The organism is Nocardioides massiliensis, from assembly GCF_030811215.1.
In the GTDB taxonomy this organism is placed as follows: Bacteria; Actinomycetota; Actinomycetes; order Propionibacteriales; family Nocardioidaceae; genus Nocardioides_A; species Nocardioides_A massiliensis.
The window spans coordinates 3,247,685-3,269,633 of sequence record NZ_JAUSQM010000001.1; the positions used below are offsets into that span (position 1 = coordinate 3,247,685).

Genomic DNA, 21,949 nt, shown 5'->3' on the forward strand with positions numbered 1-21,949 from the left:
GGATGAAGCGGCTTCCCCTGTGGGGAACGACCCGCTAGATGTGGAAAACCACATCGTTGTAACTACTAGATGTAGTGGTAACCGTAGGCCCTCGGCACCACGTGTGCAACACGCTTCGACAACTTCCTCGGGCTGCTTCAGCCGCTGTAGGTAAAACCGCAGGTCAGCCCGAGGAATTCCGTTCTACGCCATGCCACCGACAGTGCTCGGCGGGCGTGTCGCGGGTCCGTACGGCGACGGTGGGGTCGGGTCGGCGCTGTCCACAGCCCGCCGATGGGGTCTGGTCAGCCGCGGCTCGGGCCGTCTAGGTTCGGACGCGAGCTCCACTCTCGGGACCCACAGGAGCAGCTGATGCCCACCCCCTCCACCGCCGCCCGCGCACGACGCGCCGCGCTCGCCGTCGCGCTGCCGCTGCTGCTCGTCGCCGGGTGTAGCGACAACCCCGAGCCGTCCGCCGCGACGACTCCCTCCGCCTCGCCCTCGCCGACGGCTACGGCCAGCGACTCCCCCGCCGCGCCTGAGCTGCCCGCTGCTGCGCGGGAGAACACGCCGGAGGGGGCGGAGGCGTTTGTCAGGCACTGGGTGGAGGTGCTGAACAGCACCCGTTCCGGCGTCGGCGGGCAAGCAATCCGACGACACAGTGCGGACGGGTGCATTCAGTGCCGAGCAATTTCAGAGACCGCCGACGAAATACGGGCGGGGTCGCTGGTAGTCGACGGCGGCGACTGGCACGTTGCCACGTCCACAATCAACCCGTACGACCCGCCCGAGGGCGACTTGATCGTGGTCACCCGCATGGAGATTAACCAGGGATCGGTGACCAGGGATGGTCAGAGCCCTAGCCCAACACAAAGCTCGACGAAGAGCATTTCGTTTGTCCTCGACTGGCAGGACAGGTGGATCGTCCTCGAAATCCGGACGCCTTCATGAGGACACTCAAGCGTCTCGCGGCGTTCTACCTCGCTCTGTTTCTTGCGGCCTTCCAGTTCGACGCGGCGGCACTAGCCCAGGATCAGATCGGCGGCGGCGCGGACGATGACGTCTTCTTCGTCGATGTGGAACGTAATCAGCCGCCCGGCTCGACACCAGGTGACGCGACGCCCGTGCGCGGCGACGGCGACGGCGAACCTCGATATGACGGATACCGGTCAGAGCCTGCGTGTGGCTCCAGGCTCGGTGTACGCATCCCCGAATGCGAGCAGCAGTGGTTCTGTCCGCCGGGCCAGATGTACTGGCACATACTCGGTCGGGAAACAGCCACCGGCCGCTGGGTAACCATCGGCGGCCAGTGCACGCCCACAGGCGAGGAACCCACCCTCCCCGAAGCCACCCCCGCCGAGATCACCCCCGCGATCGTCCTGCGCGCACTGCGCCGCCTCGGCCTGCCGGAGGCGCACGCTCAGACCCAGCCCGAGGGCACGACGCTGGTCAACTTCGACACCATCTTCTTCGCCGACGCCGAGATCCAGACCCGTGACGTCACGCTGCTCGGGCGGGCGGTGACCATCGAGGCGGAGCCGGTCGAGTTCACCTGGCACCACGGCGACGGCACGAGCCGCACGACGACGGAGCCGGGTGCGCCGTACCCCGCCCGTGACATCACCCATCGCTACGCCTCGGCCAGCGACGAGCCGCTCGCGCCGCGGGTGGATGTGACCTACCGGGCGCGGTTCCAGGTGGAGGGCGGGCCGTGGCGGCCGATCTCCGAAACCGTCACCATCGAGGGTCCGACCGGGTCGCTCGAGGTCACCGAGGCGACACCGGTGCTGACGCGATAGGGCCCAACCGACCGCCGCCCCGCGCGCCGCCACAGCCACGCCGTCGCCCTGACGTAGGCTCGCCCGACGAGGGAGAGCAGTCACGAGAAGGGAGCCGGCCGGCGATGCAACAGCTCTCGGTGGTCGGTCTCAGCTCGGACGGCAACCGCTTGATGTTGATCAACGACGCGGGCGAGGAGTTCGCCGTCGCCGTAGACTCCCGCCTTCGCGCTGCACTTCGCGGTGACCAGACCCGGCTCGGCCAGTTGGAGATCTCCATGGAAAGCGCCCTACGGCCCCGCGACATCCAGGCTCGGATCCGTGCCGGCGAGTCGGCCGAGGCCGTCGCCCAGGCCGCGCAGACCACCGTCGACAAGATCATGGCCTTCGCCGCGCCCGTGCTTGCCGAGCGCGCCCACATGGCCGACCGCGCCCAACGCTCCTCGGTCCGCCGCGGCCCCGACGCCGCACCCGGCGGACCCCGCACCCTCGGTGACGCCGTCGCCGAGGCGCTGCTCGCCCTCAAGGTCTCGGCCGGCTCCGTCGAGTGGGACGCCTGGCGCCGCGAGGACGGCCGCTGGCGCCTGGTCGCCGACTACCAGTTCGAGGGCAAGGCGGTCCGCGCGACCTTCAGCTACGACGTCCCGGGCCAGTACGTCGTCCCCGAGGACGACGCCGCGCGCATCCTCATCGGCGAGAAGCAGCCCCGCAGCGCCACGCCCTCCACCCCGAAGCAGTCCACCCCCACCGGTCCGCGCCGGCTCGCCGCCGTCGCCGACAACGAGCTGCCGCTCGGCGACGACGCGATCGCCCTGGTCCACGACCTCGAGGCCGAGGTCGAGGAGATCACCCGGCTGCGGGCAGCCCAGGAGGACGAGTCCGGTGCCAACGCCGACCAGACCGAGGCCACCGATGCCGACGCCACCGGCGACCCGGACCGCGAGCAGACCGTCGACCTGACCGAGGCCGCGGACGCCGTACGCCGGGACGCCCCGGCCACCGACGAGACGGCCGTCGAGCAGGACGCCGAGCCCGCAGCGACGGACGAGCCCAAGGCTGCTCCGGAGCCGGAGAAGCCCGCCGAGCCGGAGCCCGCGAAGCCGAAGGGCTCGCGCAAGCGCCGCTCGTCGGTGCCGAGCTGGGACGAGATCATGTTCGGCGGGGGCGGCGGCCGCCGAGACTGATCCCCGCCCCGGGATCGACCTGCTAGCGTCTGCCCATCATGAACGCGCCTTTCCGCTCCTGTTGTCGCTGCTGTCGCTGCGCCTGACGCCGACCGCATCGGTCGGCATCCCCTGCCTCGACCGACTGCGACCCTCGGAACGGAACCCTCATGCTCGCTGCTTCTCCCCTGCTGTCCCGCACTCTGCGCACCGCCGGACTGGCACTCCTACCGGCGTCCCAGCGCGTGCCGGTGACCCTGCTGCTGCGGCCCTTCGCTGACGATGGCACCGTCCTGCGCCTCACTGCGCGCGGCACCACGATCCGCTTGGAGGAGTACGCCGCCAGCGCACTGACCGTCGCCCTGCTGCGCGCCGAGTGCGACTGCGAGGAGCACCGGGTCGCCGGCGCTGCCCACCGCACCGTGCTCGCTCCGGACGCGGTCCCCGACGCCGCGGTCGAGATCGACGGGGCGCGCCGCTTCGGCTGGCGCGGCATCGAGGCTGCTCTGCTCGGGCCGGACCAGGTGGCGCCGTACCTCGAGGAGCTGCTCGAGCGGATCGCTCAGTCGCCGGTGGCCACCGGGCGCGCCGGGTCGGCGACCCAGCCGCTCCACGACTCCGGCTGGAGCGCGACCTCGATCCCGAGCGAGGCCAGCACCAGGGCGGTGTGAGCGGCCGTCACCCCCGAGCCGCAGTACGCCGCGACAGGCCCGTCGTCGGCGCCCACCGCGCCGACCGCCGCGCGCAGCTCGGCTGCGGGCCGGACCGTCCCGTCCTCGCGCACGAGCGCCGAGGTGGGCAGGTTGCGGGCGCCCGGCACGTGGCCGGCGACGGGGTCGACCGGCTCAGTCTCGCCGCGGAAGCGCTCCGGAGTGCGGGCGTCGAGCAGCACCCCGGCGAACGACCCGACATCGTCCTGCGCCAGCACCGGTAGCCGGCCTGGGCGTGCGACGAAGTCGCCTGGCTCGACCGGGCTCTCCCCCACGACCGCGGGGGCGTCGGCGCGCAACCAGGCGGCGTACCCACCGTCGAGGACGCGGACGTCGTCGTGGCCGTGGTGACGCAGCAGTCACCAGCAACGCGCCGCGGCCACGCCGTTCGCGCCGTCATAGACGACGACCGGCTGGCCGGTGCGCACGCCTGCCGCGCGCATCGCTGCACCGAACCGCTCGGGGTCCGGCAGCGGGTGCCGCCCGCGGCTGTCGACCGGGTCTGAGGCCGGATCCGCGAGGGCGGTCCCGAGGTCGACGTACGCCGCCCCGGGCAGGTGACCCTCGACGAAGACCTGCTCCCCCGGCGGCCCGCCGAGGCTCCACCGGACATCGAGGAGGGTGGGCGGTTGGGCACCGGTCAGCTCGCTGAGCAGGGTCGCGACGTCGACGAACGGGGAGCTCACACCCCGATCCAACCACTGCCGTCGCACCACCTCGAGGGGCATGGCACCATCAGCGCCCGTGGCGGAGCTGATCTTCTGGACCGGGACGATGGATGCGGGCAAGTCGACCCTTGCCCTCCAGACCAACCACAACCACGCCGCCCGCGGCCGGGTCGGCCGGATCTTCACCTGCCAGGACCGGGCCGGCACGTCGCGGATCTCCTCGCGGCTGGGACTCGAGCACGAGGCGCTCGAGGTGGCGCCGGACTTCGACTTCTGGAAGTACGTCGTCAGCGACCTCACCCACGGCGGCCGGATCGACTTTCTCGTGTGCGACGAGGCGCAGTTCTACTCCCCGCAGCAGATCGAGCAGCTGGCCAAGGTCGTGGACGAGCTGCAGATCGACGTGTTCTGCTTCGGCATCCTCACCGACTTCCGCACCCGACTCTTCCCCGGCTCCGCCCGGCTCGTCGAGCTCGCCGACCGCACCGAGCTGCTGCAGGTCGAGGCGCTGTGCTGGTGCGGCAAGCGCGCCACCCACAACGCCCGGGTCGAAAACGGCGTCCTGGTCACCAAAGGTGCGCAGGTCGTCGTCGGCGACGTCGAGGCGGCCGACCAGCCCCCGGCCGACGTCGCCTACGAGGTGCTGTGTCGCCAGCACCACCGGCGAGGACTCACCGCGGCGCGGGCCCAGGCCGCCAGCCTGGTGTCCGAGCCGCTGCCGTTCGGCTGAGGCGTCCGGCAGGGGTCGGCGTACGACGTCCCAGGAGTCACACTGCGTATCCGAAGTTGCGCGACACGCCGACTGGAACGTCTACAAAGTGGCGGATTCGCTACACGTGTAGCGAATTGGCGCCCTACCCCACCAGCAGCGGAATCCGCATCTCGGCAGGGGTGAGGGAGCCGTGGAAGCCGACGAGCTGGGCCTCGAAGGACCACCGGTCGGTGTCGACGACGGTGAAGTCGTCGCGAGCGGCGACGAGGACGTCGCCGACCCGGGCGAGGACGCCCGCGTCGAGGGGGCCGAACCAGCCGCGGGCGACGGCGTCGGCGCGGGTGAGGACCTCGGCCCGGTCGCCGACCGCCTCGCGCCAGGCGGCGAGGACGTCGTCGGTGGCGCCGCCGCGGCAGTAGAGCTGGCGGAAGCGGGCCTCGCCGCCGAAGAGCGCGACGCCGTCCATGAGGTCGGGGCGCGCGACGATGTCGAGGCGGGACTCGGCCGGGGAGTCGACCATGCCGTGGTCGGCGACGACGAGGATGCGCACCGACGCGGGCAGCGCCTCGCGCAGCTGCTCGAGCTGCAGGTCGATCGCGGCGAGCTGGTCGCGCCACTGCCAGGAGCCACAGCCGTGGGTGTGGCCGGTCGCGTCGAGGTCGGAGTCGTAGAGGTAGACCACCGACGGCGTGTGCCGCAGCGCGCCGAGTGCCCCCTCCACCTGCGCGGTCGCGTCGTCGGCGCCGACGAACGGCACCCCGCGGAACCCGATCCTGGTCAGGCCCGAGCTGGCGAAGGCCGACTTGTTGACCACGGTGGTGTGGACTCCGGCGCGCTCGAGGCGCGTGAAGGCGGTGGGGTGCGGCTGCCACTGCTCGGGGTCGACCCGGTCGTCCCACAGAAGTGAGAACAACAGGTCCTCAGTGCCGGGGATGCGGCTACTGAAGCCGATCATCCCGTGCTCCCCCGGCGCCAGCGCTGTGCCGAGCGAGGTCAGGCTCGTGGCGGTGGTGGACGGGACGCCGGCGGTCAGCTCGCGCGCCGGGCCGCCCTGCTCGGCGAGCAGCGCGTGGAGGTACGGCGCCTCCTCCGGATGCGCGGCCAGGAGGTCGGCGCCCAGTCCGTCGACGAGGAAGACGACGTACTGCTGCGCCTCGGGCAGGTCGATCCCCGGACGCGCGAAGCCGGATCCGGCGCCCAGCGCGTGCGCCACCGCGGGGAGGACGTCACCCAGCGTGCGCTCGCCGTACGCCGGCGCGACGAACTCGGCCGGCCCGGAGGTCACCGCGCAGCCGGGCCGTGGTCGTGTCGCGCGCCGGTGCGGATCACCGGTGCGCCGCCGGCGCTCGCGTGGGTCAGGCCCGACAGCGTCTCGGCGAACTCCAGCAGCCGGGCGACCGCCTCGGGCCCGTCGGCCGCGGCGCTCATGCGGATGGAGAAGTCGTCGGAGGCGAGCACGCCGGTGTAGCCGTGGTCGGCTTCGCACTGCGGGTCCGAGCAGCCGGCCGGCTCGAGGTCGATGCGGCTGACCCCGCCCCACCCGATCGTCAGCACGGCCTCGTTGGCGCCCGGGTAGGGCACGGTCGTGCCGGCGTACGACGCCGGGTTGGCCACCATCCGGTTGACCACCACGGAGCGGACCGCGGACAGCGCGACCGCCTCGGTGGAGGTCGACGTGTAGGGCTCGGGCAACAGGTCGTCGGGCGCGTGCTCGTCGGTGTGGACCACGATGAGCCGGCTCCCGGTGAGCACGAGGACGCTCATGTGGCGGCGCACCTCGTCGCGGTCGATCGTCGGCTCGTGATGGACGAGGAACGACTCGATCCGCTCCCCGGCGACGGCCGCGGCCACGCCGCCGGCCACGACGTCGGGGTAGTAGCCGGTCTTCTCGATCGCGGCCTGGAGGTCAGCCGAGGGTCCGCGGTCTTCGTTGGTCCTGCTGCGCATACGTGCAGTGTGTCACGCACGGCCCGGCTGTGCGCCGGGCCGTCCTCAGACCCCCGGCAGGGTGTCCGCCATCGGCGTCGCGAGCCGCCGGGTGAACCAGTCCGACCGCGCATCGGCGACCTGCGCGACCTCGCCCTCCGCGCTCAGCACGGCAGCGCCGTCGGGCCCGGCGAGCACGAGCGGGAACTGGATCGACTGCACCTGCGGCAGGTCGTTCTTGAGGCGTGCCAAGCGCAGCAGCAGGTCCTCCAGCGCGCTGACGTTGGCGAGCTCGGCGCCGTTGTAGCCGAACAGCAGCGGCGCGGACTTGATCTCACGCACCATCGCCCCGGCCTCGCGCTTGCTCATCGGCGGGATCCGGTAGGACCGATCCGCGACCAGGTCGGTCATCGGACCGGCGATGCCGAAGGACACGACCGGACCGAACAGCGGGTCCTCGACCGCACCGAGCGCGACCGGCGTGCCGGGCGGGGCGACCTGCTGCACGACCAGTCCGGCGCTGTCGGGGTCGTCGATCACCCGCAGCATCGAGCGCCAGGTCGCGCGCATCTCGCCCTCGCCGGTGATGTTGCGCCACACGTGTGCCTGGTCGGGTCGCGCCCGCAGCCGGGTCGCGGTCGCCTTGAGCACCACGTCGGGCCGCTCGGGGGTGGCCAGGCGCGCCGCCGCCTCGACGGCAGCTTCCTCGCTGTCGACCCGGATGGCCGGCCACAGGTCCACGCCGTACGCCGCCAGCAGCTGCGTCAGCTCCTCGCGGGTGAGCGACCGGCCCGACGGCGAGTCCATCAGGACCTGGGCCACGAGCCGCTTGGCTGCGCTCTCGTCGATCCCCTCGTCCTCGGAGTCGGCCGGAGCGACCGGGCTGATCCCGGCGTCGCCGGTGGCGCTGTCGGCGAGCCAGCGCGAGTACTCCACGACCCGGCTCAGCGCGCGCACGGCCGCCTCCACCGCGGAGTACGACGGCACGGACCCGCGGCCGGCGGTGGCACCGGCGAGGTCGGGCACGCGCAGCAGCTCGGGGATGCCCTCGGCCGCGAGGAACGTCGAGACCAGCGGCTTGTCGGACTGCTCCCCCACGGCGGCCAGGACGTCGGCGACCTCCGCGCCGCTGACGTTCATCGGCGGGATGTAGACCGCCACCACCGCGTCGACCTCGGGGTCGTCGATGGCGGCGTCCAGGGCGTCCTCGAAGTCGTCGGCGGTCGCGTCGGCACCCATCGCCACGGCCTGCGTGACGCGCAACCCCTCGGACGCCGCGGCGTCGGCGGCGAGCAGGCCCAGGGCGTCGGAGTTGCCGACGATCGCGACCCGGCCCCCGCGCGGCAGCGGCTGGTGGGCGACCAGCTGCGCGACGTCGAACATCTCGTCGAGCGTGTTGACCTGGATGACGCCGGCCTGCCGGAACATCGCATCCACCGCTGCCTGCGGAGCGGCGATCGAGCGCACCGCGTGGCCCATCGGCACACCCTGGGTCGCCCGACCGGACCGGACCGCGATGATCGGCTTGCGGCGCGAGACCCGGCGCGCGATCCGCGAGAACTTGCGCGGGTTTCCGATCGACTCCAGGTAGAGCAGGACCACCTCGGTGCTGGTGTCCTCCTCCCAGTACTGCAGCAGGTCGTTGCCGGACACGTCGGCGCGGTTGCCGGCGCTGACGAACGTCGACAGGCCCAGCCCGCGACTCTTGACGCGCTCGAGGATCGCCGAGCCCAGCGCACCGGACTGGCAGAAGAACCCGGCCCGGCCACGCGGCGGCATGACCCGCGACAGCGAGGCGTTGAGCGAGAACTCCGGGTGGGTGTTGATGATGCCCAGGCAGTTGGGCCCGATCAGCCGCAGGCCGTAGGAGCGCGACAGCCCGACGAGCTGACGCTGGCGCTGGCGGCCCTCGTCGCCGGTCTCGGCGAAGCCCGACGAGATCACGACCAGGCCGCTGACGCCCTTGGCCGCGCAGTCGAGGACGACGTCTTGCACCTTGTCGGCCGGGACGACGACGATCGCGACGTCGATGTCGTCGGGGACGTCGGCCACCGAGGGGTACGCCGGCAGGCCCGCCACGGAGCGGGCCGCGGGGTTCACGACGTACACCCGCCCCTGGTAGTCACCGAGGACCAGGTTGCGCACGATGGTCTGGCCGATGGTGTCCTGGCGGCGCGAGGCGCCGATGACGGCGATGCTGCGCGCGGCGAAGAACGCCTGGATGGAGGCCGCCTCGGCGCGGTGCTCGCGGTCCTGCATCACGCCGATGGCCGTGTCGGTGGGGTCGATGTCGAAGGCGAAGCGCATGACGCCGTCCTCGAAGCCGCCCGCCACCTGGTAGCCGGCCTCGCGGAAGATCTGGATCATCCGCTGGTTCTCCGGCAGCACCTCGGCGACGAACTGGTGCACGCCGCGCTCGCGCCCGGCCTGGGCGAGGTGCTCGAGCAGCAGCTGGGCGATCCCGCGGCCCTGGTGGGCGTCCTGGACCAGGAACGCGACCTCCGCCTCGCCCTTCTCGACCACGTCGTAGCGGCCGACGGCGATCATCTCCTCACCGACCGTCATCACGAACGCCACCCGCTGGTCGTGGTCGACGTGCGTGAAGCGCACCAGGTCGCGCTCCGACAGCCGCGGCATGGGGGCGAAGAAGCGCAGGTACTTCGACTCGGCGGAGACCTTCTCGTAGAAGGAGACCAGCAGCTCGCGGTCGCCGGGGAGGATCGGGCGCAGGTGGGCCGTGCGACCGTCGCGCAGCAGCACGTCGGCCTCCCAGTGGGCGGGGTAGCCCGGAGCGGCGTCGGCCGACTCCGGCGTCCCGGTGGTCCCCGAGGCGTTCTCGGCAGCGGCCTCGGTGGGCGGGGGCGTCCCGGCAGCAGCGCTCACAGGGGCGAATCTACCGTCACCCTGATCACGTCGGCGTGCCCAGCGGGCCGCAACGGGACCTGGCGGGCGAGAATGGGCGCCATGGCCCGCCGTACACCTCCCGCACCCCCCGAAGACGACTTCGAGGAGCACATCGTCGACATCGACGTCGGCGACGAGATGCGGGGCAGCTTCTTGGAGTACGCCTACTCGGTCATCTACTCCCGCGCGCTGCCCGACGCCCGCGACGGGCTGAAGCCCGTGCAGCGCCGGATCCTCTACACGATGGACCGCATGGGCCTGCGCCCCGACCGCGGACACGTCAAGAGCGCCCGCGTCGTCGGCGAGGTCATGGGTCGCCTCCACCCCCACGGCGACGGTGCGATCTACGACGCGCTCGTGCGCATGGTGCAGCCGTGGGCGATGCGGGTCCCGACCGTCGACGGCCACGGCAACTTCGGCTCCCTCGACAACGGCCCCGCCGCCATGCGCTACACCGAGTGCCGCATGGCGCCGGCCGCGGTGGCGATGACCGCCTCGCTCGACGAGGAGACCGTCGACTTCCGGGCCAACTACGACTCACGCGAGCTCGAGCCGGTCGTCCTGCCCGCCGCGATCCCCCACCTCGTCGTCAACGGCGCCACCGGCATCGCGGTCGGCATGGCCACCAACATGGCCCCCCACAACCTGGTCGAGGTCGTGCAGGCGCTGCGGCACCTGATCAAGAAGCCCGACGCCACGCTCGACGACCTCATGCGCTTCATCCCCGGGCCCGACCTGCCCACCGGCGGCAAGATCGTCGGGCTCGACGGGGTGCGCGACGCCTACGAGACCGGTCGCGGCTCGTTCCGCATGCGCGCGACCGCGCGGATCGAGAACGTCACCCCGCGCCGCAAGGGCATCATCGTCACCGAGCTCCCGTACGGCGTGGGCGTCGAGAAGGTCGTCGCCCGCATCAAGGACCTGGTCCAGGCCAAGAAGCTGCAGGGCATCAGTGACCTCAAGGACCTGACCGACATGACCAAGGGTCTGCACCTGGTCATCGAGGTCAAGAACGGCTTCCACCCCGAGGCGATCCTCGAGCAGCTCTACAAGCTCACCCCGATGGAGGACTCCTTCGGCATCAACGCGGTCGCGCTGGTCGACGGCCAGCCGCGCACCCTCGGGCTGCGCGAGCTCCTGCAGGTCTTCCTGGCCCACCGCCTCGACGTCGTACGCCGCCGCTCGGTCTTCCGCCGCGGCAAGGCCGCCGACCGGCTGCACCTGGTCGACGGGCTGCTCGTCGCGATCCTCGACATCGACGAGGTCATCGCGGTCATCCGCTCCAGCGACAACGCCGCGGCGGCGAAGGAGCGGCTGATCCAGATCTTCGACCTGTCGGAGGTCCAGGCCGACTACATCCTCGAGATGCCGCTGCGCCGGCTGACGAAGTTCTCCCGCATCGAGCTGGAGAAGGAGCAGGCCGGGCTGCGCCGCACGATCGAGGAGCTCGACGCGATCCTGGCCGACGAGTCGCTGCTGCGCCAGGTCGTCTCCGACGAGCTCGCCGAGGTCGCCAAGACCTACGGCACCCCGCGCCGCACGGTGCTGCTGGAGTCGGCCGGGCAGACGGTCAGCGCCGCCACCCCGTTGGAGGTGGCCGACGACCCGTGCCTGGTGCTGATGTCGTCGACCGGCCTGCTCGCCCGCACCGCGGGTCACGAGCAGCCCGGCGTCGGTGACTCCCGGAGCAAGCACGACGTCGTCGTCGCCGCGGTGCCGACCACCGCGCGCGGCCAGGTCGGCGTGCTCACCAGCGCCGGCCGGCTGGTGAAGCTCGACGTCCTCGACCTCCCGACGCTGCCGCCGACCGCACACGACCCCCACCTGCAGGGTGGTGCTCCGATGAGCGAGTTCGTCGCGCTCGAGCCCGGCGAGCGCGCGCTGACGCTGGTGCGCGTCGCCGAGGACGGCATCCCGGGCATCGCCCTCGGCACCGCCCAGGGCGTGGTGAAGCGGGTCAACCCCGAGGTGCTCAACCGCGACTCGTGGGAGGTCGTCCGGCTCGCCGACGGCGACGAGGTCGTCGGCGCCGTCGACCTGCTCACCGGTGAGGAGGAGCTGTGCTTCATCACCAGTGACGCCCAGCTGCTGCACTTCTCCGCCGACGCGGTGCGGCCCCAGGGTCGCTCGGGCGGCGGGGTCGCCGGCATCCGGCTCGCGCCCAAGCAGCGCGTCGTGTGGTTCGGCGCTTTCACGCCGGACGACGACGCGGTCGTGGTCACCGCCTCCGGTGCGTCCTCGGCCCTGCCCGGCACCGAGGCGGGCAGCGTGAAGGTCACACCGTTCTCGGAGTACCCCGCCAAGGGCCGCGCCACGGGCGGCGTGCGCTGTCACCGGTTCCTCAAGGGCGAGGACGTCCTCGTCGCCGCGTGGGCCGGCCCCGGCCCCGCGCGCGCCGCCGCGAGCAGCGGTGCCCCGATCGAGCTCCCCGCGCCCGAGGGTCGCCGCGACGGATCCGGGGTGCCGGGCAGCCAGCCCATCGCCGGCATCTCCTCGCCCGCAGCGCGACTCGTCCCCGTCCCCGACCTGGCAGGCTGAACCCATGACCCCCGCTCCCCGGCCCCGCCGTACCTCCCGCGTCCTGCTGCTCGCCGCCACCGCCGCCCTGGCGACGGTGCTCACCGCGTGCACCAGCGACGACGGCGGACCCGACGGCGAGACCCCGGACGACGTCCTGGCCGCGGCCAAGACCGAGCTCGACGAGACCAGCGGGGTGCAGATCGAGCTGTCGACGCCAGGCCTGCCCAGCGGTGTCTCCGGGCTGCTCAAGGCCGAGGGCGTCGGCACCCACCAGCCGGCCTTCGAGGGTGACATCACCGTCTCGATGGCGGGTGTCAACGCCGATGTGCCGGTGATCGCGGTGGACAACAAGGTCTACGCGATCCTGCCGTTCACGCGTGACTACGACGAGATCGACCCGAGCGCCTACCAGGCGCCCGACCCGGCCGCGCTGATGAGCACGACCAACGGCCTGTCCGACCTGCTCGGCAAGGCCACCGGCGTCGAGGAGGGCGACCAGGTCCGCGACGGCTCGGCGGTCCTGACCTCCTACACCGGCTCGGTCCCCGGCTCGGTCGTCTCCACGATCATCCCGAGTGCCCAGCAGGATGCGAGCTTCGCCGCGGAGTTCACCATCGACGACGACGGTCGGCTGGTCGAGGCCACGATGACCGGGCCGTTCTACCCGGCCACCGATGAGGTGACCTACAGCGTGCGGTTCGTCGAGTACGACGTGGAGCAGGAGATCACCGCCCCGTGACGCCCGGCCCCGGCGTGGCCCCCGGGGTGGCGGAGCGCTGGCTGCTCTCCGTCGCAGCCATCGCGGTCGCCTTCGCCGCGGCCGACACCTACGTCGTGGTGCTCGCGCTGCCCGACATGATGCGCGGCGCGGGACTCAGCATCGACGAGCTGCAGCGCGCGGCTCCGATCGTGTCGGGGTTCCTGCTCGGGTACGTCGCGATGCTCCCCCTGATCGGGCGGATCGCGGACCTGCGCGGGCGGCTGCCGGTGCTGGTCGCCTCGCTGCTGATCTTCGCGTTCGGCTCGCTCATCACCGCTGCCGCCTACGACCTGCCCTCGATGGTCGTCGGTCGGTTCTTCCAGGGCGTCGGCGGTGGCGGGCTCGTCCCGGCCACGCTCGCGCTCGTCGCCGACCTCTACCCACCACACCGGCGCGCCGTCCCGCTCGGCATCGTCGGCGCCGTCCAGGAGATCGGCTCGGTCCTCGGGCCGCTGCTGGGAGCAGCCGTGCTCGCGGTCGCCGACTGGCAGGCGATCTTCTGGCTCAACCTGGCCGTCGGGCTCGTCCTGGCCGCGGCGCTGGTCGCCGGGCGTCGGCGTACGGCGGACCCGGCCGACCCCGCTGCGGCCCCTCTCAGCTCGCGGGCACGCGGCCGACCGGACCTGATCGGCCTGCTCCTCCTCGCCGTGGGGCTCGCCTTGCTGTGGCTGGTGATGGCTCAGCCGCCGGCACTCACTCGGGAGGTCACGCTCGGGCTGCCGTTCGTGCCGTTCGCCGGCGACAACCGGTGGCTGAGCCCCCTCGGGGTGGCGCTGCTCGTGGTGACCGTGCTGCTGGTCATGCGCTGTCTGACGGCCCGCCGGCCCCTGGTCGACCTGCGCGCCTGGGGCCGCACCGCCGGCCGGGCCGACCTCGTCGGGGCCCTGCTGCTCGCCCTGGTGCTCGGCGGCATCATCTTGGCGTTCGCGACCGCCGACCCGGAGGTGCAGGTCTTCTCCGACGCCGGCCTGTGGTACCTCGCCGCCTCCGCCGTTGCACTCATCGCCTTCCTCGCCCAGCAGCGCCGCTCCACCGAGCCCCTGGTCCCCCGCGCCAGCCTGGTCGCGCGGCCCGCCTGGGGTGCCATGGTGGTCAGCTTCTTCGTCGGCTCGGCGCTGATCGCCGCCCTGGTCGACATCCCCGTCTTCGCCCGGGTCACCGTCGCCCCCGACTCCCAGCTCGATGCCGCGCTCGTCCTGCTGCGACTGCTGGTCGCGCTGCCGGTCGGTGCGGTGCTGGGCGGGTACGCCTGCCGCGTCATCCCCGCGGGCGCCGTCACCGCGGCCGGCATGGCGCTCACCTGCGGCGGCTTCCTCTGGATGTCGACCTGGGGCCCGACGTCGTTGGAGGAGGCGGTCGCCACCGTGCCGTTGGTCCTGACGGGGCTCGGGTTCGGCCTCGCTCTGGCGCCTGTCAACGCGGCGCTGCTCGCCGTGACACCAGCGGCGGTGCACGGCGTGGCGTCGGCCCTCTTGGTCGTGGCACGGATGGTGGGCATGCTGGTAGGCATCTCGGCTCTGACCACGATCGGACTGCGGCGCTACTACGCCGTGGAGGACGGGCTGGCCTCGCCACGCGAGCTGTGTGACGGGGCATCGAGATGCCAGGCCTACACCGACGCCCTGCGCGGTGCGGGCATCGCGCAGCTCGAGGCCATCTTCCTCGGTGCCGCGGCCTGTGCGGCCATCGCCGGGGTGCTCGCGCTGGTGCTCCTGCGTGGCGCACCGACGCGGGCGTCCGATGCTCCCCGTCTCCTCGGAGGTGTCCTGTGACCGCCCCGTCCGTCCCGTCCAGCTCGTCCGGCGGCTTCGTCGCCCGCGAGGAGGTGCCCGACGGGACCGGTTGCTCCGCGGGGTCGCTCACCGCCCAGGAGCCGCTCGCCGGCAGCGCCCCCCACGCCGTCGCCTGGGTGGCGCTCGAGCAGGACGGGCCGTGGGGCGCGAAGGCCCTCACCGACAGCCTCCTGGACCCGGACCTGGGGCGCAGCCTCGAGGCGGCCTGCGCCGCTCACGGCATACGCCCGCAGCTGATCCGGCCGCCGGGTCGGCACTCCAACGGCCGGACGGAGGGACATCGCACCCTGCTGGTCGCCCACACCGCGCCGGGCAGCTCGTGGCTGCTCGAGGCCGCGATCGAGGACCCGGCGCGCGTGCTCGACCTGGACCTGGCCGCCCTGGCCGCTGGTGATCGGGCGGCCGTCCGCGACTCGCTGCCCGAGCTCGAGGCCACGGATGAGGCCCACCTGATGGTCTGCACCAACGCCAAGCGCGACACGTGCTGTGCCGTGCTCGGTCGTCCGGTCGCGCGCGACGCCTGGTCCGCCGCACCGCGCCGGGTCTGGGAGACGACCCACATCTCCGGGCACCGGTTCGCCGCGACCACCGTGGTGCTGCCGAGCGGCTACGTCCACGGCCGCCTCGACACCGAGACAGCGCTGCAGGTGCTCGCCGACGCCGACGTCGGGCTCGTCGTCCCCGACGTCGGGAGCCAGGGCGGCGTCCGCGGTCGGTCGACCTGGTCGCCGGCGGGACAGGTCGCCGAGGTGGAGGTACGCCGCGCGACCGGCGAGGAGGACATGGACGTCCTGCTCGTGCTGGGCGAGTCCGCGGGCGACGACGGGGCGACCGACGTGACCGTGGGCCACACCGACGGGCGCCGCTGGACCGTGCGGGTGCGGACCGTCGAGACCGGCCGCCTGCGCGCGCAGTCCTGCGGCAAGGAGACCGTCGACCTCGTCCACCTCTCGGGCGAGGTGGTTTCGCCGGCGTGACAACGGCGTAGGTTGCTGAGCGTGAGCGACTTCGACGACCTGTTGGCGGCCAACCGCGACTTCTCGGCCCACTTCGACCTCGGCGGCTTCGACGGCAAGGCCCATGCGGGCGTGGCGATCGTGACCTGCATGGACTCGCGCATCGACCCGCTCGGCATGGTCGGCCTCAAGCCCGGCGACGCCAAGATCTTCCGCAACCCGGGTGGCCGCGTCACCGATGCCGCGCTGGAGGCGCTCGTGCTGGGCGCGCACCTGCTCTCGGTCGAGCGGATCCTGATCGTCCCCCACACCCGCTGCGCCATGGCCAGCGCGTCGGAGAACGAGCTGCGCGAGAAGGTCGGCGCCTCCGCCGGGTGTGACGCGTGGTGGCAGTCCTTCGGGGTCGTGCCCGACCAGCGCGCCGCGCTCAAGGACGACGTGCACCGCGTCACCAGCCACCCGCTGATCCCCGAGACCGTGAAGGTCGGGGGGTTCCTCTACGACGTCGACTCAGGACTGCTCGAGCAGCAGTTCTGACCGTCGCTCGAGCGGGTCGAGACCCGCTCAGTGGCCGTGCGGCTGCGCCAGCCGCGCGGCCAGGGCGACGGTCGCCGCGGTGGCCAGACCGAGCACGCCGAGCATGAGCGCCGCCTCGCCGAAGCCCGACCAGCCGCCCGCCGGCCGGACGCCCACGGCGAGGAGCACGGCTCCGGCGATCGCCGCGCCGAGCAGCGCCGCCACCAGGTCGCCGATGCCACCCACCCAACGCGGCGGCAGGGGCCGGCGTACGGCGAGGACGGTGACGACGGCGCCGGTCCAGGCAAGGCACACGAGCAGCGCCGCCAAGACGTCGGCAGGGCGGTGCCACTGGGCGACCACGGTGCCGGCACCGGTGACCACGGCCAGCGTCGTGCCGCCGAGCACCGTAAGCAGCCGCAGACCACGCGGCACGACCAGCAACGCCGCGAGCGCCAGCGAGACCACGACGGTGGTGTGGCCACTCGGCAGGCTCACGATGGTCAAGTTGCCGTAGTCGGCGCGCTCGAGCACGACCCGCTTGAGCAGCTGGGTGGTGACGTTGGCCCCGCCGACGAGCACGACGGCACCGATCGCGGCGGCGTAGCGGTGGCGCAGCAGCGCCAGGCCCACGCAGACCGCAAGCACGATGCCGGCCGAGCCGATGGAGATCTCCCCCAGCAGCCCCAGCACCCGACGCAGCGCCCGGGACCCGCCGTACACCGCGTCCATCCCCGACTCGTCCCACGCCTGCCCAGCGCGCGTCTGCAGCGCCCAGGCCGCGAGCCGGACCAGTCCGACGACCGACGCGATGGCCACGACGAGGGCCGGCAGGACCGCCAGCGCCCAGGTGCCGCCGGTGGGCGGACGCACCGGGCGCAGCGCAGCCGAGCGGGTCGTGGTCACTCCCCCAGCCTGCCAAACGACGCCCGCTGAGCCACGTCAGCCGCGCGGCATGCCCAGGACGAACGACGCGATCGCATTGAGCTGGATCTCGATCGTGCCGCCCCCGATCACCCAGGTGGGAAGGTCGAGCTCCTGGTAGACCGCAGGAGTGCGTGTCTCGTCGAGCGCCGCGAGCGGCCCGGCCAGCTCGAGCGCGGCGGCGGCCGCGTCGGCGACGTTGACCGAGACCGCCGCCTTGCCGATGCTGACCTCCGCGCCGAGGTCCTGGCCGTCGAGGCGGCGCAGGTTGTCGCGCAGCGCCAGCGCCTGCAGGGCGTACGTCGTCGCGGCCGTGCGGCCGAGGATGCGGCGCGCCTCCACATCCGAGACGCCGTACCTGCCCTCGCGCACGGCGGCGGTCATCGGTCCCAGATCCACGGAACCGCTGAAGGTGCCGATGAAGAGCCGCTCGTATCCGAGGGTCTCCAGCATGAGGTTCCAACCGTCGCCGGGCTCGCCCACGATCGCGTCGGCCGGGACGACGACGTCGGTGAAGTAGACCTCGGCGAAGTCGGCGTCGCCGTTGGCCTGCCGGATCGGTCGCACCTCGACACCCGGTGTGGTCAGGTCGACGAAGAACATGCTCAGCCCGGCTCGCCTCGGGCCCTCGGTCGAGGTGCGCGCGAGCAGCAGGCCGTAGTCGGCGCGCATCGACTCGGTCGTCCAGACCTTCTGACCATTGAGCAGCCACCCGTCGCCCGTGGGCGTCGCCCGCAGGCTGATCGCGGCCATGTCGGAGCCCGCACCCGGCTCGCTGAACAGCTGGCACCACCGCACCCGGCCCTGCAGCGTGGCCGGGGCGAGCCGCTCCACCTGCGCGGCACTCCCCCGGTTGATGACCAGCGGCAGGATCCAGGCGGCGATGGCCATCGTGGGCTGCGGGATCCCGGCGCGACGGAACTCCTCGGCGAGCACGAACTGCTGGGCGGGTGTCGCGTTGCGTCCGTACGGCGGGGCCAGCGGGCTCGCCACGAGACCTGCGGCCGCGAGCGCGTCGCGCCGGGCACCGGTCGCCATGGCCTCCCGACCCGGCAGGGGCGGCGGGTCGTTGTCGAGCTGCGCGGCTTCCTCGATCACGGCGCGCACCTCCGCGCGGAACGTCTCCTCGGCCTCGCCGACCTCGACGGCGAAGTCGCGCTCTTTGCCCGCGGCGATCACCGCGCCGAGCCGTGACTCCCAGGTCTCCGCTCCGCCGACGAGCGCCGCCAGGGAGATCGCCCGGCGCCAGAAGAGATGCAGGTCGTGCTCGGCAGTGAACCCGATCGCGCCGTGGACGCCGAGGCACTCGACGGCGGCGTGCACGCCCTTGCCGACGGCGACGAGCGCGCCGGCGGCGACCGCGACGGTGCGCTGCTCCGGTGCCTGCTCGAGACTGCGGACCGCGTCCCACGCGGCCGCGGTGGCCAGCGCACTGGTGATCTTGAGCCGCGCGACCCGGTGCTGCACCGCCTGGAACGAGCCGATCGGGCGGCCGAACTGCTCCCGAACGAGCGCGTAGTCCAGGGCTTCCTGAGCGCACCAGGCGATGACGCCGGCCGCCTCCGCCGCGAGGCACGCGGCCTCGACCTCCCGCGCGGCGTCGACCGTGATGCCGGCGACGACCTCACCCGTGACGCCGCTGAAGGTGATCGCTGCGAGGTCGCGTCCGCGGTCGACGCCGGGTTCTGGGGTCACCGCGACGCCGGGCGCGCCGGCCTCGACGACCACGCAACCAGACTGCGACACGACCACGAGGAGGTCTGCTGCCGCGCCGCCCAGCACCAGCGGCGCCGTACCCGACACCGTGCCGTCGACGACGCTGAGTCCCTCTGCGCGGACGAGGGCCGCGCGCTCACCGGCGACGATGCGCCGCAACCAGGGCGTGCTCCCAGGCTCCTCGGCCCCGTTGAGCACCGCGGCAGCGATCGCCGTCGGCGCGAGGGACCCGGGCAGCAGTCCGTAGCCGCTCTCGTGCAGCACGACCCCCAGGTCCAGCAGGGACCCGCCCTGTCCGCCGACCTCGTCGGGCAGGTGGATGACGTGCAACCCCAGCTCGACGACCGCGTCCCATGGCCCGACCACGGCACCCCGGTCGTCGGGGACCAGGTCCCGTCCGCGCCCCGCCTTGGCGGCGAGCGAGCGGACGGTGGCGGCCAGGTCGTGCTGGACGTCGGTGAGCGCGAAGGTCATGGACCGACCGTAGGGGAATCTGATCAGACGAACAGACGAACTCCCGACTCGGTCAAGCCGCCTCAGGCGTCGATCGTGTCGGCGTCGACCTCGTAGGCGCCCTGGACGATGAAGTCCTTGCGCGGCGCGACCTCCGCGCCCATCAGCAGCTCGAAGACGTTGGCCGCGGCATCGGCGTCGTCGACGGTGATCCGGCGCAGGGTACGCCGGCGCGGGTCCATCGTCGTCTCGGCCAGCTGGTCGGCGTCCATCTCACCGAGGCCCTTGTAGCGCTGGATCGGGTCCTTCCAGCGGACGTTCTTCTTCGTCAGTTCGGCCAGCTTCCGCTGCAGCTCGTCGTCGCTGTAGGTGTAGATGTACTTGTCCATCCCCTTCTTGGGGTTGGTCAGCTCGATGCGGTGCAGCGGCGGCACGGCGCTGTAGACGCGCCCGGCCTTGATCAGGTCGGGCATGTACTTGAAGAACAGCGTCGCGAGCAGGCAGCGGATGTGGGCGCCGTCGGAGTCGGCGTCGGCCATGAAGATGATCCGGCCGTAGCGCGCGGCATCGAGGTCGAAGGTGCGGCCCGAGCCGGCGCCGACGACCTGGATGATCGAGGCGCACTCGGCGTTCTTGAGCATGTCGGCGACCGACGCCTTCTGCACGTTGAGGATCTTGCCCCGGATCGGCAGCAGCGCCTGGAACTCCGAGTTGCGGGCCAGCTTCGCCGTACCGAGCGCAGAGTCACCCTCGACGATGAACAGCTCCGAGCGCTCGACGTCGCTGGAGCGGCAGTCGGCCAGCTTCGGCGGCAGCGAGCTGGACTCCAAGGCGTTCTTGCGGCGCTGGGTCTCGCGGTGCTGGCGGGCGGCGATGCGGGTCTTGGCCGCGCCGGCGACCTTCTCCATCACCAGCTTGGCCTGGGCCTTCTCGGCGCGCTTGGTCGAGGTGAGGAACTTCTTCAGCTCCGCGGCGACGACTTTGCGCACGATGCTGCGCGCGGCCGGCGTACCGAGGATCTCCTTGGTCTGACCCTCGAACTGCGGCTCGGCCAGCCGCACGGTGACCACCGCGGTCATGCCCTCGAGCGCGTCGTCCTTGATGACGTCGTCGTCGCTGTTCTTGAGCACCTTCGAGGCGCGCATGACGTCGTTGAACGTCTTGGTGACGGCCTGCTCGAAGCCGGAGAGGTGGGTGCCGCCCTTGGGGGTGGCGATGACGTTGACGAACGAGCGCGTCTCGGTGTCGTAGCCGGTGCCCCAGCGCAACGCGACGTCCACGCCGAGGTCGCGCTCGACGTCCTGCGGGGTCATGTGCCCCTTCTCGTCGAGCAGCGGGACGGTCTCGGTGAAGGTGCCGCTGCCCTGCAGGCGGAGCACGTCGGTGACGGCCTCGTCGCGGGCGAGGAACTCGCAGAACTCGGCGATGCCGCCGTCGTGGCGGAACGACTCCTCGACGACCTCCTCGCACCGCAGATCACGGATGACCAGCTCGAGGCCCGGGACGATGAACGACGTCTGGCGCGCCCGGGTGACGAGCTCGTCGTAGATGAACGTCGCGTCCTTGGTGAAGATCTGCCGGTCGGGCCAGAACCGGACGCGCGTGCCGCTGCGGCCCTTGCCGACCCGCTTGCCCTTGCGGGTGAGCCCGGACCTCACCTCGAAGTCGGCGCCAGGTCCGTCCGCTGCGAAGACGCCGGGGACCCCACGCTGGAACGACATGCCCTGCTCGGCCGGCGACCGCTCGACGTCGACGTCGAGGCGCGAGGACAGCGCGTTGACCACGGAGGCACCGACCCCGTGCAGGCCACCGGTCGCGACGTACGAACCGCCACCGAACTTGCCGCCGGCGTGCAGCTTCGTGAACACCACCTCGACGCCCGGGAGCCCCGTGCGCGGCTCCTTGTCGGTCGGGATGCCGCGACCGTTGTCGTGGACCTCCGCCGAGCCGTCGGGGTGCAGGACGACCTCGATCCGGTCCGCGGCGCCCGCCAGGGCCTCGTCCACGCCGTTGTCGATGATCTCCCACAGGCAGTGCATGAGCCCGCGGGTGTCGGTCGAGCCGATGTACATCCCGGGGCGCTTGCGCACCGCCTCGAGACCCTCGAGGACCAGGAGGTGCTGGGCGTTGTACGCGGTGTCGATCGTCATGCCTTCCTTCGGGTGCCACGCAGGGGCGTGCGCTGTCGCTGCCAGGCGAATCTACCTGCGACACGCCCATCGATCGGTGGCGCCACGCTGCGCTTGATCGTCGGTGGTGCGGGGCAGTATGTGGGCACGCGGCACCCGCCGCGGACCAGGACGACCAGCACCGCCGCAACCGGTGTGGCCGACCGGGTGGCGGACGTCACGCTCGTCTCAGGCACGGGACGTCACCACCGGGGAAGCATTGGTCGTGTTGGGATGTTGTGAGCAGTACAGCCACCGGGTGACACCGGGGTCCACAACCGGCGATCCGCCGTCCGTGACCTT

General features: G+C 72.3%; 18 protein-coding genes. 10 read left to right on the forward strand and 8 right to left on the reverse strand.

All coding sequences use genetic code 11. The features are described 5' to 3' along the window. Window positions 1-351 precede the first annotated feature (351 nt). The 4 genes from J2S59_RS16120 (at window position 352) to J2S59_RS16135 (ending at window position 3,591) form a co-directional block, all read left to right on the forward strand. The gene (locus J2S59_RS16120; protein WP_068122758.1) at window positions 352-930 is read left to right on the forward strand and encodes a DUF6318 family protein; all 579 of its coding nucleotides are present in this window, start codon (window positions 352-354) and stop codon (window positions 928-930) included. Beyond that, window positions 897-1,778, forward strand: a complete 882-nt coding sequence (locus J2S59_RS16125) for a hypothetical protein (RefSeq protein ID WP_306825291.1) — start codon at window positions 897-899, stop codon at window positions 1,776-1,778. The genes J2S59_RS16120 and J2S59_RS16125 overlap by 34 nt, the downstream gene beginning before the upstream one ends. A 104-nt stretch (window positions 1,779-1,882) precedes the next feature. Continuing rightward, on the forward strand, window positions 1,883-2,941 hold the full coding sequence (gene sepH, locus J2S59_RS16130; RefSeq protein ID WP_068122765.1) for a septation protein SepH: 1,059 nt from the start codon (window positions 1,883-1,885) through the stop codon (window positions 2,939-2,941). Between the two features lie 149 nt (window positions 2,942-3,090). Continuing rightward, entirely contained in the window at window positions 3,091-3,591 is a 501-nt protein-coding gene (locus J2S59_RS16135; protein ID WP_068122768.1) for a hypothetical protein, read from the forward strand. Here the strand turns inward: J2S59_RS16135 and J2S59_RS16140 are convergent. Together J2S59_RS16140 and J2S59_RS16145 are read right to left on the reverse strand one after the other, a co-directional pair. After that, window positions 3,483-3,929, reverse strand: a complete 447-nt coding sequence (locus tag J2S59_RS16140; RefSeq protein WP_306441366.1) for a sulfurtransferase — start codon at window positions 3,927-3,929, stop codon at window positions 3,483-3,485. The two genes, J2S59_RS16135 and J2S59_RS16140, sit on opposite strands and share 109 nt — an antisense overlap. A gap of 60 nt (window positions 3,930-3,989) precedes the next feature. Then, entirely contained in the window at window positions 3,990-4,316 is a 327-nt protein-coding gene (locus tag J2S59_RS16145; RefSeq protein ID WP_306441367.1) for a sulfurtransferase, read from the reverse strand. Between the two features lie 58 nt (window positions 4,317-4,374). On the opposite strand from J2S59_RS16145, the gene J2S59_RS16150 reads away from it, so the two are divergent. Further along, on the forward strand, window positions 4,375-5,028 hold the full coding sequence (locus J2S59_RS16150) for a thymidine kinase (protein ID WP_068122770.1): 654 nt from the start codon (window positions 4,375-4,377) through the stop codon (window positions 5,026-5,028). A 124-nt stretch (window positions 5,029-5,152) separates the two neighbouring features. Here J2S59_RS16150 and J2S59_RS16155 read toward each other — a convergent pair whose 3' ends face one another. From J2S59_RS16155 to J2S59_RS16165, 3 genes are read right to left on the reverse strand one after another with little or no spacing between them, the layout of a single operon-like run. Beyond that, the gene (locus tag J2S59_RS16155; protein ID WP_068122774.1) at window positions 5,153-6,295 is read right to left on the reverse strand and encodes an alkaline phosphatase family protein; all 1,143 of its coding nucleotides are present in this window, start codon (window positions 6,293-6,295) and stop codon (window positions 5,153-5,155) included. Next, window positions 6,292-6,957, reverse strand: a complete 666-nt coding sequence (locus J2S59_RS16160) for a DUF5998 family protein (protein WP_068122777.1) — start codon at window positions 6,955-6,957, stop codon at window positions 6,292-6,294. The genes J2S59_RS16155 and J2S59_RS16160 overlap by 4 nt, the downstream gene beginning before the upstream one ends. A gap of 45 nt (window positions 6,958-7,002) precedes the next feature. Then, the gene (locus J2S59_RS16165; RefSeq protein WP_181642299.1) at window positions 7,003-9,819 is read right to left on the reverse strand and encodes a bifunctional acetate--CoA ligase family protein/GNAT family N-acetyltransferase; all 2,817 of its coding nucleotides are present in this window, start codon (window positions 9,817-9,819) and stop codon (window positions 7,003-7,005) included. An 81-nt stretch (window positions 9,820-9,900) separates the two neighbouring features. On the opposite strand from J2S59_RS16165, the gene J2S59_RS16170 reads away from it, so the two are divergent. Genes J2S59_RS16170 through J2S59_RS16190 form a run of 5 tightly spaced genes read left to right on the forward strand, consistent with a single transcriptional unit; the run spans window position 9,901 to window position 16,406 of the window. Further along, window positions 9,901-12,378 (forward strand): DNA gyrase/topoisomerase IV subunit A, encoded by a 2,478-nt coding sequence (locus tag J2S59_RS16170; protein WP_068122779.1) that lies wholly within the window; start codon window positions 9,901-9,903, stop codon window positions 12,376-12,378. A gap of 4 nt (window positions 12,379-12,382) precedes the next feature. After that, a complete protein-coding gene (locus J2S59_RS16175) occupies window positions 12,383-13,099 on the forward strand; it encodes an LppX_LprAFG lipoprotein (protein WP_068122782.1) in 717 nt (238 codons plus the stop codon). Further along, window positions 13,096-14,892 carry an MFS transporter gene (locus tag J2S59_RS16180; RefSeq protein WP_246360478.1) on the forward strand — a complete coding sequence of 599 codons (1,797 nt, stop codon included), beginning with the start codon at window positions 13,096-13,098 and terminating at the stop codon, window positions 14,890-14,892. The genes J2S59_RS16175 and J2S59_RS16180 overlap by 4 nt, the downstream gene beginning before the upstream one ends. Continuing rightward, complete coding sequence (locus tag J2S59_RS16185) at window positions 14,889-15,890, forward strand: ferredoxin family protein (protein ID WP_246360480.1); 1,002 nt, start codon at window positions 14,889-14,891, stop codon at window positions 15,888-15,890. Before J2S59_RS16180 ends, J2S59_RS16185 begins: the two co-directional genes overlap by 4 nt. Window positions 15,891-15,911: 21 nt before the next feature. Continuing rightward, entirely contained in the window at window positions 15,912-16,406 is a 495-nt protein-coding gene (locus tag J2S59_RS16190) for a beta-class carbonic anhydrase (RefSeq protein ID WP_068122785.1), read from the forward strand. 27 nt (window positions 16,407-16,433) lie between these two features. Here J2S59_RS16190 and J2S59_RS16195 read toward each other — a convergent pair whose 3' ends face one another. The 3 genes from J2S59_RS16195 to J2S59_RS16205 form a co-directional block, all read right to left on the reverse strand. Further along, window positions 16,434-17,291, reverse strand: coding sequence for a phosphatase PAP2 family protein (locus tag J2S59_RS16195; protein WP_306825292.1), 858 nt, complete (start codon window positions 17,289-17,291; stop codon window positions 16,434-16,436). A gap of 36 nt (window positions 17,292-17,327) precedes the next feature. Then, window positions 17,328-19,499 (reverse strand): acyl-CoA dehydrogenase family protein, encoded by a 2,172-nt coding sequence (locus J2S59_RS16200; protein ID WP_068120786.1) that lies wholly within the window; start codon window positions 19,497-19,499, stop codon window positions 17,328-17,330. A 62-nt stretch (window positions 19,500-19,561) separates the two neighbouring features. After that, window positions 19,562-21,628, reverse strand: a complete 2,067-nt coding sequence (locus J2S59_RS16205) for a DNA gyrase/topoisomerase IV subunit B (protein ID WP_068120784.1) — start codon at window positions 21,626-21,628, stop codon at window positions 19,562-19,564. Window positions 21,629-21,949: the final 321 nt, after the last annotated feature.